This window comes from Paenibacillus sp. MAHUQ-45 (assembly GCF_058133325.1).
Genome location: NZ_JBYUPV010000006.1, coordinates 150,390 through 164,396 on the forward strand (window position 1 = coordinate 150,390; position 14,007 = coordinate 164,396).

The 14,007-nt window shown below is 51.4% G+C and carries 13 protein-coding genes and 1 riboswitch; of the genes, 10 read left to right on the top strand and 3 right to left on the bottom strand.

Features of this window, described 5'->3' with window-relative positions; all coding sequences use genetic code 11:
• The first annotated feature begins 212 nt into the window (after positions 1–212).
• A riboswitch (cyclic di-AMP (ydaO/yuaA leader) is annotated at positions 213–390 on the top strand.
• Between the two features lie 111 nt (positions 391–501).
• Together AC3Y23_RS15155 and AC3Y23_RS15160 are read left to right on the top strand one after the other, a co-directional pair.
• The gene (locus AC3Y23_RS15155; RefSeq protein WP_379200266.1) at positions 502–1,839 is read left to right on the top strand and encodes a TrkH family potassium uptake protein; all 1,338 of its coding nucleotides are present in this window, start codon (positions 502–504) and stop codon (positions 1,837–1,839) included.
• 14 nt (positions 1,840–1,853) lie between these two features.
• Positions 1,854–2,519 (top strand): potassium channel family protein, encoded by a 666-nt coding sequence (locus AC3Y23_RS15160; RefSeq protein ID WP_379200268.1) that lies wholly within the window; start codon positions 1,854–1,856, stop codon positions 2,517–2,519.
• A 61-nt stretch (positions 2,520–2,580) separates the two neighbouring features.
• On the opposite strand, the gene AC3Y23_RS15165 is transcribed toward AC3Y23_RS15160, so the two are convergent.
• On the bottom strand, positions 2,581–3,483 hold the full coding sequence (locus AC3Y23_RS15165) for a LysR family transcriptional regulator (protein WP_379200270.1): 903 nt from the start codon (positions 3,481–3,483) through the stop codon (positions 2,581–2,583).
• 441 nt (positions 3,484–3,924) lie between these two features.
• On the opposite strand from AC3Y23_RS15165, the gene AC3Y23_RS15170 reads away from it, so the two are divergent.
• The 6 genes from AC3Y23_RS15170 to AC3Y23_RS15195 all read left to right on the top strand — a co-directional run bounded on the left by AC3Y23_RS15170 (position 3,925) and on the right by AC3Y23_RS15195 (position 10,594).
• The gene (locus AC3Y23_RS15170) at positions 3,925–4,590 is read left to right on the top strand and encodes a succinate dehydrogenase cytochrome b558 subunit (RefSeq protein WP_379200272.1); all 666 of its coding nucleotides are present in this window, start codon (positions 3,925–3,927) and stop codon (positions 4,588–4,590) included.
• Between the two features lie 111 nt (positions 4,591–4,701).
• Entirely contained in the window at positions 4,702–6,447 is a 1,746-nt protein-coding gene (gene sdhA, locus AC3Y23_RS15175) for a succinate dehydrogenase flavoprotein subunit (protein WP_379200274.1), read from the top strand.
• Positions 6,448–7,067: 620 nt separating this feature from the next.
• A complete protein-coding gene (gene sdhB, locus AC3Y23_RS15180; RefSeq protein WP_379200605.1) occupies positions 7,068–7,832 on the top strand; it encodes a succinate dehydrogenase iron-sulfur subunit in 765 nt (254 codons plus the stop codon).
• Positions 7,833–8,058: 226 nt separating this feature from the next.
• Complete coding sequence (locus AC3Y23_RS15185; RefSeq protein WP_379200276.1) at positions 8,059–8,847, top strand: DUF3891 family protein; 789 nt, start codon at positions 8,059–8,061, stop codon at positions 8,845–8,847.
• Positions 8,848–8,889: 42 nt separating this feature from the next.
• On the top strand, positions 8,890–9,795 hold the full coding sequence (locus tag AC3Y23_RS15190; RefSeq protein WP_379200278.1) for a metallophosphoesterase: 906 nt from the start codon (positions 8,890–8,892) through the stop codon (positions 9,793–9,795).
• Positions 9,796–10,009: 214 nt separating this feature from the next.
• Positions 10,010–10,594 (top strand): GNAT family N-acetyltransferase, encoded by a 585-nt coding sequence (locus AC3Y23_RS15195; RefSeq protein WP_379200280.1) that lies wholly within the window; start codon positions 10,010–10,012, stop codon positions 10,592–10,594.
• Between the two features lie 107 nt (positions 10,595–10,701).
• On the opposite strand, the gene AC3Y23_RS15200 is transcribed toward AC3Y23_RS15195, so the two are convergent.
• Positions 10,702–11,511, bottom strand: coding sequence for a histidinol-phosphatase (locus tag AC3Y23_RS15200; RefSeq protein ID WP_379200282.1), 810 nt, complete (start codon positions 11,509–11,511; stop codon positions 10,702–10,704).
• 39 nt (positions 11,512–11,550) lie between these two features.
• Complete coding sequence (locus tag AC3Y23_RS15205; RefSeq protein WP_379200284.1) at positions 11,551–12,453, bottom strand: LysR substrate-binding domain-containing protein; 903 nt, start codon at positions 12,451–12,453, stop codon at positions 11,551–11,553.
• 249 nt (positions 12,454–12,702) lie between these two features.
• Here AC3Y23_RS15205 and AC3Y23_RS15210 point away from each other — a divergent pair, with 249 nt between their 5' ends.
• Together AC3Y23_RS15210 and AC3Y23_RS15215 are read left to right on the top strand one after the other, a co-directional pair.
• A complete protein-coding gene (locus AC3Y23_RS15210; RefSeq protein WP_379200286.1) occupies positions 12,703–13,158 on the top strand; it encodes a chemotaxis protein CheX in 456 nt (151 codons plus the stop codon).
• Between the two features lie 30 nt (positions 13,159–13,188).
• Positions 13,189–13,965: an SDR family NAD(P)-dependent oxidoreductase gene (locus tag AC3Y23_RS15215; RefSeq protein ID WP_379200288.1), complete on the top strand. Its 777-nt coding sequence runs from the start codon at positions 13,189–13,191 to the stop codon at positions 13,963–13,965.
• Positions 13,966–14,007: the final 42 nt, after the last annotated feature.

Below are 14,007 nucleotides of genomic sequence, written 5' to 3' on the forward strand. Positions count from 1 at the left end.
AGTGTATCATTCCTCACCATACAATTTCAAGGATTAAAAGTTCTATATATCCTTGAAACCGTGAAAAACGATGCAATTACAGGCAAGTCACGGAAAAGGAATGAGAACTGGGTCCCCTGCATTCGCGGTCTCTCTTTAAGACATTATTTTATCCAAATATACTTAATAGTGTCTTTGTGATGTCAGGACAGAACGTATATAATTTGAATGCAATTAGATATAAGCCGAATTTCAATTGAAAACGGGGGAACCATAAGAAGAGAAAGGCGCAAGCAGACGTAGGTTTGCCTGCCAATCTTCAGGGGTGAATTTCGTTCCGGGAACGAATAGGGCAGTCTGCAGTCGCCCGAATCCGTCAGCTAACCTCGTAGGCTTCAGAACACTGCAGGGACCAAGGGGAGAGGCATTGGTGTTCCAGTGCTTTTTTTGTTTGGCATCTAACGGAATACACCGTCAATTTATATAGTGAGAGGTGAGGATTTGGCCCCGCCATTCCCTAAGTTGAACCGTTTCACCATTTTTAAGCTTTCTCCACCCCAGACGCTGGTGCTCGGTTTTGCAGCGATTATCCTGATTGGCACACTGCTGCTGATGCTTCCGGCTGCCAGCCGGAGTGGACATTCATTGAACTTTATAGATGCGCTGTTTACAGCAACTTCCGCTACCTGTGTTACGGGTCTAGCAGTTGTGGACACTGGCACGTATTTCTCCCTTTTCGGACAGACCGTTATTATGATCCTGATTCAGGTTGGTGGCCTGGGCTTCATGACGATGGCAACACTCTTTGCTTTGGTCTTAAAGCGGAAAATCTCGCTGCGCGATCGGCTCATCCTGCAGGAGGCCATGAATCAGAGCTCAATGGAAGGGATCGTACGGCTCATCCGCCGGGTGCTGATCTATTCACTCATGATCGAGGGGAGCGCAGCGCTGCTGCTGTCGATACGCTGGGCGTTTGATATGCCGCTCGGCAAGGCGATTTATTTTGGACTATTCCATTCTATTTCCATGTTCAACAATGCAGGTTTTGACCTGTTCGGGCATTACCGCAGCCTGATGGGCTATGTCAATGATCCTGTAGTGAATCTGATTGTGATGTTCCTGATTGTCACCGGTGGCCTTGGGTTTATCGTACTCGCTGATCTTATTGATTATCGGCGCAAGCGCAGGCTGTCGCTGCATAGCAAGGTGGTACTGTCTACAACTGCAGCGCTGATACTGGCAGGGACGCTCGTCATTTTTGTGTTTGAATTTACGAATCCCCGGAGCATGGGCTCCTTGAATATTGGCGGTAAAATACTGGCTGCATTCTTCCAGTCGGTCACACCGCGTACGGCCGGGGCGAATACGCTGGATATTTCCGGGTTGCGCCAGGCTTCGCAATTTTTCATCGTAATTCTGATGTTCATCGGTGCTTCTCCCGGTTCTACTGGGGGCGGGATCAAAACAACGACCTTCACGATCATGATCGGCGCTGTAATCTCCATGCTGCGCGGGCGTGAGGATATTGTATTCTTCCGTTACCGGCTGGCGCAGGAGCGGGTGTTCAAAGCACTGACCATTACTTTGCTCGCTCTGCTGCTGATTGTCTCTGTATCCATGGTGCTCTCGACGACCGAGGAACGGGACTTTCTGGAGATTCTGTTCGAGACGACATCGGCTTTCGCGACCGTGGGGCTGAGCATGGGGTTGACTCCGGAGCTGTCGCTGGTTGGCAAAATTCTCATCTGCCTCACCATGTTCGCCGGCAGGCTGGGACTATTGACGCTGGCCTATGCACTCGGCCCAAAACAAGGTAAACCATTGTATCAATATCCGGAAGGCAAAATGATTATTGGATAAGGAGTTAACGGGAGATGAAACCACAGCAATTTGTAGTAATTGGGCTGGGACGTTTCGGTTCAAGTCTGGCGCTTGAGCTGATGGATATGGGCTATGAGGTGCTCGGAGTGGACCATCTGGAAGAACGGGTGGAGGAAATGAGCGACAAGCTCACCCATGCGGTGATGGCGGATGCCACGGACGAGGGGATTTTGCGTTCACTGGGTGTTAGGAATTTCGACTGCGGGATTGTAGCTATTGGCGATAATATGGAGCGCAGTATTCTGACTGCCATTCTGTTGAAGGAGCTTGGCGTTAAGCAGGTGGTCGCCAAGGCCATATCTATTCTTCATGGACGTGCCTTGAGCAAACTGGGCGTGGACCGGGTGATTTTCCCGGAGCGGGATATGGGAGTTCGGGTGGCCCACCAGTTGGTGACGCCCAATCTGCTGGATTATATCGAAATATCCAAGGATTATAAAATTGTCGAGATGAATGTGCCATCCTGTATGGACGGCAAGAGTCTGTCCCAGCTCAATACCCGCGCCAAATACGGGTGCAGCATCATTGCCATCAACAGGGAGAGCGGGATTATCGTCGCTCCGACTGCGCTGGATTCCTTGCATGAAGGTGACATTATGGTCGTCATCGGTTCCAATGAGGGCATTGACCAATTCGAGGAAGAAGCTGTTAACCTGTAATGATTGTTATGATAAAACCCGCCTGCGGACAAGCCGCAGGCGGGTTTTTTAAGGTCTCTTCTTAATCGGCCAGCTTTGGCAGGAACACTTCTTTCGTCACTTGCACCAGTGACCGGGCAGCACCACTGAGCCCACCGCCATCCCGGTAGATCAGACAGGTGGTCCGCTGGGTCTGCTCCAGCTCCTTGATATGCAGCGAGACGAGCCCGCTGCCATTCAGCAGCTCGGGACGCAGATATGATTTGGGCAGGAGCGCCGCGGTTTTGGCCGTCGGCAGCAGCCGGACGATAGCCTCGAAGGAATCGATCTCCATGCGCACATCGGGATCAATGCCGCAGCGCTGGAACAGATCGTCGGTCAGGCGGCGATACCAGGTTCCCTTGGAGAACAGGATCATCGGCAGACGTGAGAGATGGTCCATGCTCAGCTTGGGCAGCAGCGTGAGGGGATGCTGACTGGAGACCACCAGGCGGAGCTGATCCTCGAAGAGTGGAATGCAGCGCAGCCCCGGCTCCTGAATGGAGGAAGCGATAATTCCTACATCACACTTGCCCTCGCTGACCGAGGAGACAATCTCATGCGTTTTGCCGGTGATCAGCTTCAGCTCAGCAGCGGGATACTTCTCCATGTAGGTGTTGACCAGCGGTGGCAGTGTGGTCTGCAGTGTCGTCAGACTGGCCCCTAGCGTAACAAGCTGAGGTTCGCCTTCTTTGAACTTTGATAGCGCCTCCATAAATTTGGAACGCTGCTGCCGCTGTTCCAGTGCATAGGTGTAAGCCAGCCGGCCAACCTCAGTAAGCTCCAGGCGCTTGCCATAACGGCTGAACAAAGGCACCCCCAGCCTTTCCTCCAGCTTGGAGATTTTGCGGGAAAGGGCAGGCTGTGACAGGTTAAGCTGGCGTGAGGCCCGGTTCAGGCTGGAATGCTCCACCACTGCCGCGAATATATCCAGATCGTCAAACATAGTGTCTTCCTCCCGTAATAATACAAGGTATGACTCTGTCAGGATTGTGCCTTATTCTGCCGGTATAAGAAGTGATAAAAAGCATAGAACGATAAAAGGTTGAATCATAGATAGCCAGTATTTTCAGGAACTAAAAGGAAAAAGTACATTGTAAATGATAATCATTATCACATAAAAGACATTCTTATGCACTAATTGTATAACGATTAATAATTATATTGCAATTCCCTTATAAGACAAAAAAGAGTAACATGAAAAGTGACACAAGATATTCACAGTTTGTGAATAAATAATCAAAGTCCGGGAACACAAGGGATAGCGGCTTGCAAATCGGGAAATATCCTTTTTTCATGTAATCATGCAGCTGTTTCAAGAAGTAGTCCCGGCGGTAAATGCTCATTAATGAAAACGCTGTTTTAATTGGAAAGGGGACACACCAGTATGAGAGGATTTTATTCCAGAAAGATTCATTCCTTGCTCGGCGTTATCCCGCTCGGGGGCTTTTTCCTTGAGCACATGCTGACGAATTTCTCCGCAGTTGAGGGTGGCGCTTCCGGTTTCACAGACAGTGTGCTGTGGCTGAACAGCCTGCCGCTAGTCTTCTTCCTGGAATTGTTCGGTATATGGCTTCCGTTGCTGTATCACGGGGTATACGGTCTGTACATCGCTTACCAGTCGAAGCCGAACCTGAACCGTTTTAAGCTGGAACGCAACTGGCGATATACCTTGCAGCGGGTCACAGGGGTTATCACGTTTATCTTTATCGTCTGGCATGTGTTCGAGACCCGCTTCCAGGTGACACTCGGCAATGTGAAGCATGAGGAGCTTGGCGGATTGATGCACAATATTGTGACCCAGCCGCTGCTGCTTACATTCTACATCATCGCAATCGTGGCGTCGTCCTTCCACTTTGCCAACGGGCTGTGGTCGTTCCTGATCAGCTGGGGTATTACCGTCGGGCCGCGCTCGCAGCGCGTATCTTCCGTGATCTGCCTGGGGCTGTTCGTGATCGTAACGGTTATGTTCCTGGTATCGCTGGTCACTTTCCGTGACAGTGAGTTCCAGACGGCTGCGGCTGCTCTGCAATCATTGAAGACCTTCATCTAAATTAAAAGTAGATTATTCATATTTTCGGTAAGCGTATGCTTTTGAAATCGGTGTTGTACGAAGCTGATCGATGCGGCATATGCTGACAAAACAGTTAGGAGTGAACTTATCATGGCAACAGCAGACATCATTATCGTGGGCGGTGGTCTGGCCGGCTTGATGGCGACCATCAAGGCAGCTGAATCCGGAGCGCATGTTCATCTATTCTCGCTTGTCCCTGTCAAAAGATCACACTCTGTCTGTGCCCAAGGCGGCATTAATGGTGCCGTGAACACGAAGGGCGAGGGAGACTCGCCTTGGGAGCATTTTGACGATACGGTCTACGGCGGAGACTTCTTGGCGAACCAGCCGCCAGTCAAGGCGATGTGCGAAGCGGCGCCCGGCATTATTCACTTGATGGACCGGATGGGCGTTATGTTCAACCGTACGCCGGAAGGCTTGCTCGATTTCCGCCGGTTCGGCGGCACGAAGCGCCACCGGACGGCTTTTGCCGGAGCGACAACAGGACAGCAACTGCTGTACGCACTTGACGAGCAGGTTCGCCGCTGGGAGGCGGAGGGTCTGGTCACCAAGAGCGAGAATTGGGAATTCCTCTCGGCCATTATTGATAACGACGGCGTCTGCCGCGGGATCAGCGCTCAGAATCTGAAGACGATGGAAATCGAGACCTTCCCGGCCGATGCCGTAATTCTGGCCAGCGGCGGTCCCGGCATCATTTTCGGCAAAACGACCAACTCTGTTATTAACACGGGAACCGCGGCTAGTGCCGTATACCAACAGGGTGTGCATTACGCGAACGGAGAGTTCATACAGATTCACCCTACAGCCATTCCGGGCGATGACAAGCTGCGGCTGATGTCGGAATCGGCGCGCGGGGAAGGCGGACGGATCTGGACCTACAAGGACGGCAAGCCGTGGTATTTCCTCGAAGAAAAATATCCAGCGTACGGTAACCTGGTGCCGCGTGACATCGCGACCCGTGAGATTTTTAATGTCTGTGTCGATCAGGGACTCGGCATCAATGGGGAGAACATGGTGTATCTCGATCTCTCTCATAAAGATCCGAAGGAATTGGACGTCAAGCTCGGCGGGATTATCGAAATCTACGAGAAGTTCATGGGTGATGATCCACGCAAGATTCCTATGAAAATCTTCCCGGCAGTCCACTATTCCATGGGTGGCATGTGGGTCGATTACAACCAGATGACGAATATTCCGGGCCTCTTCGCGGCAGGGGAATGTGAGTACCAGTACCATGGCGCGAACCGCCTCGGAGCTAACTCGCTAGTATCCGCCATTTACGGCGGGATGGTCGCCGGACCGAAGGCGGTTGAATATATTAAAGGCTTGAAGAAATCGGTGCAGGATATCTCCTCTACCGTGTTCGATGGCTTCCACAAGAAGCAGACCGATAAATATGAGTCCCTTTTGGGGATGTCGGGCAAAGAGAATGCCTATGTCATCCACAAGGAACTAGGCGAATGGATGACCGCTAACATGACGGTGGTGCGCCACAACACCAAGCTGGAAGCAACGATCGGCAAAATCAAGGAGCTCAAGGAACGCTACCGGAACATCAACATGAACGATACGTCACGCTGGAACAACCAGGGTGTCGCGTTCACTCGCCAGCTGTGGAACATGCTGGAGCTGTCCGAGGCGATGACGCTGGGTGCATTGCTTCGCAACGAGAGCCGCGGAGCGCACTACAAGCCAGAGTTCCCGGACCGCAACGATGAGGAGTTCCTGAAGACAACCAAAGCGGAGTGGACTGCGGAAGGCCCGCAGATTTCCTACGAAGCCGTAGATGTCTCGCTGATCCCGCCGCGGATTCGGGACTACTCGAAGGACAAGTAAGCGGGAGCTTAACGCGACCAACTAAAGGCTGGAGGACTGCGACGGAGCGGTAATTGTCCGGTAGCAGGATGCTCAGTGTCAGCAAGCGGTCGGTGAACGCGGCGTGGTGGTAATTGTGTAGTCGAGGAGTGCTTGGCAAAGCCACTGCTTCAGAAAGTTGACACTCATGCATGAGGCTAACGGTGGGCTAACGGACCCTATCGTCGTTATTTGCACCTTAAGCCGCTTCTGGAACATGTAACGGACTGAGGGGACGCTATTTCCTCCCAAATCGTGAACTTTACACAGGATTTCTGCTCATAACGTTTCTGGAGTCCGTTACTTTCTGGAACGATGGGTTGTTAGGAAATAACGCCTCTGGCGTCCGTTAACAGAGGGAACAAGAAGCAATTACTGATTTCGCGATAGTATTTCGAGGTAGCATTACTTAGCAGGTTGGATCGTTAACCGAAGAACGTAACAGACAATGGCTAACTGACGAACGCTAACTGACGAACGTTAACCAACCAGTAGCTGCAATTGTCAGATCAGCAGGCTCATGGACGGTAAATAAATAGTCCTGTTGGCAAAATGAGATTCAAGAAACGTATACTTCATAACACTTTTAGGAGGTAACGATGATGGCGGAAACAGCCCAAGCTCCCAAAAACGTAAAGTTTGTTATCACCCGCCAGGATGATCCGCAAAGCTCGTCGTATACAGAGGAATTTGATCTTCCTTACCGTCCAGGGATGAACGTGATCAGCGCCCTGATGGAAATTCAACGTAATCCGGTCAATGCCAAGGGCGATAGTACGGTTCCGGTATGCTGGGACTCCAACTGTTTGGAGGAAGTGTGTGGTGCCTGCTCCATGGTCATCAACGGCAAGCCTCGCCAAGCCTGTGCTGCCCTGATCGATAATCTGGAACAGCCTGTCCGGATCGAGCCGATGAAGACATTCCCTGTGGTACGCGACCTTGTTATTGACCGCAGCCGGATGTTTAACGCCCTCAAGCGGGTAAAAGCCTGGATTCCTATTGACGGTACTTACGATTTGGGTCCAGGGCCGCGTATGCCTGAAAAGAAACGGCAATGGGCGTACGAATTGTCCAAGTGCATGACCTGTGGTGTCTGCCTGGAGGCTTGCCCGAATGTCAATGCCAAGACCGATTTTATCGGTCCGGCAGCAATCTCTCAGGTCCGGCTGTTCAATGCCCATCCAACGGGCGAGATGAATGCGGAAGAGCGCCTGGAAGCGCTGATGGAAGATGGCGGGATCGACGGTTGCGGTAACTCGCAGAACTGTGTGGCGGCTTGTCCGAAGGGCATTCCACTGACAACTTCGATTGCCGAGATTAACAAGCAGACTACGAAGCATATGTTCAAACGCTGGCTGGGTGTCTAACAGGAACCCTGCTTAGCAGTATAAACAGCCATCCCAGCATCTGCTGCGGGGTGGCTGTTTGTTTTTTTTAGCGTAAGGGTTTAAGTCCGCACTTTTTAGCGTAAATATCCATAAGTCTATCATAATAGCGCTTTCCTGCTGGATTTATATCATCATATCCAACTATGATATAATCATCATAGTTTATGGTAAGCCAGAGAGCAGGAAAAGTTGGGGAGGAATAGAAGTGATTTGTCGGGAGCAGGACGGAGCATTTGTGATGGTGAAGCAGCATGAGCACGGAGAGTTGTCGGGTGTTCTTGCGGAATGGTTCAGAGAAGAGCGCGGCCTTGGGGAGAACCGACGCGAAGAAGTACTGCGAGCGGTGTCCGAGCATGATCGGGGCTGGATTGATCTTGATGAGACGCCTTTTTGGAACGATGCGGCGGATGCACCGTATACTTTCATCGATTTCCCTCTAGTGCCGAAGCTAACCTTCTACCGGCGCGGGCTGAACGAGATTGAAGCTGACACGCCTTATGGAGCGCTGATATGCAGCCTGCATTTCGATCGGCTGATTGATATATCCGGCGAGGATTATCCTGAGCTAACCTTGTATCAGGAGCAGGAGAAAGCGCGCCGGGACCGCATCCGCCGTGAACTGGAAGCAACTGCTCCAATCGGAGAAAGTGAACTGCATTATGATTCCCGTCTGCTGCAGTTCTGTGACGATCTCTCGTTGTACCTGGCGCTCAATAAGCCTGGTAGTACGAAGGCAGAGGAGCATCCGTGGTGGCGTGAAGGGTTTACGGGCAGTGAGGATTTTGTCTTTACCTCCGGGCAGCGGATTACGGCGAATTGGAAGGATGAGGCGACTTTGATTTTGAACCCGTTTCCATTTAGCCGGCAGCTAGAAGTATCTTTCAAGCAGCGTCGTGTCCAGAAGTCAGTAATCAAGGCAAAGGGAATTGCTTCTGCATATAAGGAGGCACCGGAAGAGGTAGTACATCTGGTACTCGCTGGTCCAGAGCAATAAGGTGCAAATCCGAAGGTAAATAACCCGAAAGGAGAATACCCTATGAACACAGGCTCATCCGGGGTTCCTCCCCTTGAATGTATAGACAAGCACGATACACAGCACCAGCGGCCCAAAATTACCCGCCGCCAGTTCCTGGCTCGCGGCGCGGCAGCCGCTTTAGGCGTAGGGCTGCTGACCGGTGGTTACTCCTGGCTGGCGGAGCCGCGCTGGCTGGAAGTGACCCGTATAGAGCTGCACCTGGCTGGGCTGCCGGGAGCATTTGCAGGCCTGAAAGTGGTGCATTTTAGCGACACGCACCTGGGTTTTAACAAAGATGCCAGTGACATTGCTCGTCTGGTTGATCATATTAGAAAGGTTGACCCGGATCTGATTTGTTTTACTGGCGATATAGTGGACAGCAATCCCGGTGATTTGACGGAATCTGTACCCGTGCTGGCCGAGCTGAAGGCCCCCCTGGGCAAGTATGCGATTCTAGGCAACCATGATTACAAGAATACGGACAAAGTTACCCGGCTGCTCAAATCAGCGGGATTTCATGTGCTGCGCAATGAATCCATGCTGATCAAGCGCGGCGGCGCGGTAATGGCTATCACTGGACTCGATGATTTGCTGCATGGCCAACCGGACCCAGCAGCAGCGCTGCAAGGCGTTCCTCCGGGCACCTTCACGCTGCTGCTGATGCATGAACCGGATTACGCCGATACGGCGGAGGAATATCCTTTTCATCTGCAGCTGTCGGGACATAGTCATGGCGGGCAAATCCGCTTGCCGATGGTTGGTGCGCCATTCACTCCTTATGGATCGCTGAAATACATATCCGGATTGTATTACACGGAGAACAAACGGATGCCAGTTTATGTGAACCGGGGGTTTGGCGAGACTTATATGCCGTTCCGGCTGTTATGCAGGCCCGAGCTTACGGTATTAACCTTGCGTCAGGCTTGAGCCAAGGCGTAGGGAGTGAATTGGAAGCACTTTAGATTTAATCACCAAGCACGATTCAATCACCCAACCCAGCTATTTCTAAAGAAATTTGGCGGCAGCACTGGCCCCGAAATTCAAACATTTTCTGCTATGATGACCACATCTCATGTCAGTCAACATGCGTAAGTCTGATCAGTATGCTGCATATTTTTCAACTGAGGAGTGTGGAGAGTAAATGAGCGCCCATGAGACCCTGAAGCTGCCCCGTCGGAACGGGACGGCAGTAGAGCTGCGGCCAATGTCGCCGGAGAATGCCCGGACTTTGCGGACGCTGCTCTCTCACCCGCTGGTCAAGCCGCATATTGTGATGCGCCCGGGAGGGTCACAGCCTGTTTTTATGGATAAGCTGATTAACCGAATGCTGTACGCGATTGACCCTGGTGCACTACATGGCGGCATTTATAGGAGCGGACAGCACAAACTGGTAGGAACGGTCTCTTTGCAGAACTGGAACCGGCAGGAGGGCAAAGCGACTTTGGGCTACATGATTGATCCAGAGTGGTGGGGACATGGTTTCGCTACTGAAGCGGTGGGACTATTGCTGAATTACGGATTTCAGGAGCTGGGGCTGAAGGTGGTGGAAGGTCGATGCAGGGGAGACAATACAGGTTCGGAGCGGGTGATGCTAAAAAATGGATTACAGTTGGAGCGTACCGTACCAATCGTAGCTTCCGGTGGCGATGTAATGAAAGTCTTCAGGCTTTGTTACACAAATGAAATAATGCCGTTATACAACTCTAACAGTGTCCGGTTAAACTAAGTACATGACCCCCTTTTGAAAATATATAACTGTTTTGGGACCCGATCACTCGGGTCCATTTTTTTTGCCGTTATTCATATCTGGGGAAGGGACGGTAGTACTTGTGACTAGAGGGCGACGGTGATCTTCTCACGCTGCTTGAAGTATACCCAGTGCTTGAACCCGATTTCCTTGAGGCGTGCGGCGACATCGTCTAGCTCATCAGCCACACGGGACGGCTTGTGCGCATCGGAACCGAAGGTGACTGCGACGCCGAAATGCAAGGCTCGCTCCAGGATGGCGTCAGACGGGTACCAGCCTCCGCTTAGCTTGGTTTTACCCGAAGTATTGATCTCGATAGCTACGCCGCATTCACCGATGGTGCGCAGGCATTCATCCAACGGTCCTGGTGTAGGTATTTCGGAGAAAGCTGGATAGTTCCCTTTCATGGCATCGATATGCCCAAGAATCTGGAACATGCCACTGCGGGCAGACTCTGCAATCAGGCGGTAGTATTCTGTTTTGGCCGCAATTTGGTCAGAGTGGCTTAGTCCTTTCCAGCGGCCTTTATTAAAAATGCTTACGTCAGCCACATAATGCACTGACCCGATAATATAGTCGAAGGGATGCCGACCGAGTGTCGTGCGATATAGCTCCGCATGCTGTGGAAAATAATCCGACTCGATACCCAGAAGTACGTCGATCCGGCCTTCGTATTCTTTTTTCAGCGACAGGACTTCATCGACATAGAGCGCCAGCTCCGATTTCGCCATAGCGATACGCGGAAAAGCTTGCTCCGAGGGGCTTCCAAAGTAGGGGGTGTGATCGGAGATGCCTATGGCGCTCAGTCCGGCGCTCAGTCCAGCCTCAATATAATCGCGGATGTTTCCGTCGGCATGGCCGCAGCGAAAATGATGTGTGTGTAGATCGAATTTCATGGCAGGACCTCTCCTTTGACCAATATAGTGGTGTGGCGGTTATTCCGAACCGATGAACTGGGTTTCTGGCATGCCCTTGAGATCGCTTAGAAATTGTCTCATGGCGGAATTGACGTATTTGCCGGCCTTCGTAATGACGCCTACCGGATGGGTGACTTCAAGCTCGATAATCGGCACAATCTTCAGGCTCCCTGCCCGCACCTCTGCGGTGACGGACTGCTTGGAGATGATAGCGGCGCCGAGATCCAGCTCCACCATTCGTTTGACTTCCTCACTGCTGGTAAGTTCCATAATGACTTGCGGCTGAATGCCGTGCTTGGCCATGACCTCATCTGCAAACTTGCGGCCGACGGTATCGGGTGACAGCAGAATCAGCGGTGTTTTGCCCAAGGCCTCGATCCCTGCGGTTTTGGCCTGTGCCAGAGGGTGACGGGGCGAGACGACAAGCTCGAAGGTATCATAATACAGAGTGGACGTGGTCATGCCAGGACTCCCCCCGATCAGATAGCCGATGCCTACATCGACAAGTCCATTCTCTACCTGATGATAAATCTGCGAGGAGGACATCGATGAGATGGATGTTTTGATATGGGGGAACTGGTTTTTAAAATAAGACAGAATACGCGGCAGAATTTGAATAGCGATGGAAGTGGTTGTGCCGAGAACGATATGCCCCTGCGGGTTCTCTTCCAGATCCGCAAGCCGCTGCTTTAATTCCTCGACAATTCTTACAATTTGTTCTGCATGGGTCAAGAATACTTGGCCCCTATCGGTCAACGTGACGGGCTGGTTCCGATCAACGAGTTGGGTTTTGAATTCTTCCTCTAGACTTTTGATTTGTGCCGAAACCGCCGGTTGGGTCAGGTTGAGCTGCTCTCCCGCCTTGCGAAAGCTCATGGTTTTGGAGATGGTGATAAGCGTCTCAAGCTGGCTGATGTTCATGGAATTCCTCCCTTGGACCAACCGAAGTGGCTCCTTGTTATTAACGTATTTTACGCACATTGTTGGTATTTGATTAAATTATAGGAGATTACACCCGACAGGGCAATGATCCGCCTTGAGTAATCTTGGGATTTTAGTTGGTCAGGCCTTAATTTTTGGTGAATTGTGCCGATATATGGAGTATAATAATTTATATTGCCTGGGACTTTTGGTATATGACTAAAGCCTAGCGAGGGGGACAGCATCTTCATGAAAGCAGAAGTAATCAATCCGTTTTTGGAGTCTGCACGCATTGTAATCGAACAAGTAATTCAGGTTTCGCCGTCCACCGGTAATCTGGGTGTCAAAGAGATTAAGCAAATCGATAATCATATATGGATACAGGTAGGAATGACCGGACAGCTTAGCGGTAACATTATTTTTGGGATTGCTGAGCAAGTGGCACTGCGGATGGTATCGATCATGATGGGTGGTTTTGTGATTACAGAAATGGACGAGATGGGCCAAAGCGCGATTTCGGAGCTCAGCAATATGATCAGCGGCAATGCCAGCACCATTTTATCCAACCAGGGAGTCGCTGTAGATATTACACCGCCGAAGTTGATGAAATCGGATAGTATGTCATTTGAATCGAGCAAAGCGCTTAGCATCCCGCTGTTGATGGAAGGGATCGGCGAACTGGATATTCAGGTGATGATCTCTTAGTGCACATAACAGGGAGCTGAACTGCATTTCATGGAGTTGAAGGATAAAATTATTGTCATTACAGGGGCGTCGAGCGGCATCGGCGCACTCACGGCGCAGATGTTAAGCGGCCGGGGTGCCGTTCCTGTTCTGTTGGCGCGTTCAGAAGACAAGCTGAAAGAAACGGCGGCCGGAATTCCGGGCGTTTTTGGATTGTATCCATGCGATGTAAGAGATGCGGCAGCCGTAGAAGAGACGTTTGCCAGAATCCTTGCCGATTATGGCAGAATCGATATTCTGCTTAACAATGCCGGCTATGGCAAATTTGCTCCGTTTACAGAGATGGACCCCGAGGAATTCGACGATATGATGGATGTCAATTACATGGGGATTGTCCGCTGCACCAAGGCGGTAGTTCCGCATATGCTAGCTCGGGGAACCGGTCAGATTGTGAATGTGGCCTCCATGGCGGGCAAGATAGGAACCTCCAAAGCGGTAGCATATTCTGCAACCAAGCACGCTGTGCTGGGTTTTACGAATGCGTTGCGACAAGAGCTGCGCAAGACTGGAATCATTGTCTCGGCGGTTAATCCGGGGCCGATCGCGACCGATTTCTTCAAGATTGCCGACCCGTCCGGGGGCTACGAGAAGAGCGTGGCGAGAATGATGATGACGCCGGAGCATGTCTCCACCAAGATTGTCCGATTGATGGAGAAGGGCAAGGAGGAGCTGGATCTACCGGGCCTCGCAGCCTTCGGCATCCGGCTGTATGGACTTTTTCCCCGGCTGGCGGACAAGCTGACCTATAACGCCATGAACCGTAAATAACGAGTGGCAAAAGGACGATGGGGCCTTCCATTTGGTGGAGAG

Bases quoted from the DNA above. Each gene is read 5' to 3' on its own strand.
- AC3Y23_RS15160 (WP_379200268.1), top strand. From the start codon at position 1,854: ATGAAACCACAGCAATTTGTAGTAATTGGGCTGGGACGTTTCGGTTCA.
- AC3Y23_RS15165 (WP_379200270.1), bottom strand. From the start codon at position 3,483: ATGTTTGACGATCTGGATATATTCGCGGCAGTGGTGGAGCATTCCAGC.
- AC3Y23_RS15170 (WP_379200272.1), top strand. From the start codon at position 3,925: ATGAGAGGATTTTATTCCAGAAAGATTCATTCCTTGCTCGGCGTTATC.
- sdhA (WP_379200274.1), top strand. From the start codon at position 4,702: ATGGCAACAGCAGACATCATTATCGTGGGCGGTGGTCTGGCCGGCTTG.
- sdhB (WP_379200605.1), top strand. From the start codon at position 7,068: ATGGCGGAAACAGCCCAAGCTCCCAAAAACGTAAAGTTTGTTATCACC.
- AC3Y23_RS15190 (WP_379200278.1), top strand. From the start codon at position 8,890: ATGAACACAGGCTCATCCGGGGTTCCTCCCCTTGAATGTATAGACAAG.
- AC3Y23_RS15195 (WP_379200280.1), top strand. From the start codon at position 10,010: ATGAGCGCCCATGAGACCCTGAAGCTGCCCCGTCGGAACGGGACGGCA.
- AC3Y23_RS15200 (WP_379200282.1), bottom strand. From the start codon at position 11,511: ATGAAATTCGATCTACACACACATCATTTTCGCTGCGGCCATGCCGAC.
- AC3Y23_RS15205 (WP_379200284.1), bottom strand. From the start codon at position 12,453: ATGAACATCAGCCAGCTTGAGACGCTTATCACCATCTCCAAAACCATG.
- AC3Y23_RS15210 (WP_379200286.1), top strand. From the start codon at position 12,703: ATGAAAGCAGAAGTAATCAATCCGTTTTTGGAGTCTGCACGCATTGTA.
- AC3Y23_RS15215 (WP_379200288.1), top strand. From the start codon at position 13,189: ATGGAGTTGAAGGATAAAATTATTGTCATTACAGGGGCGTCGAGCGGC.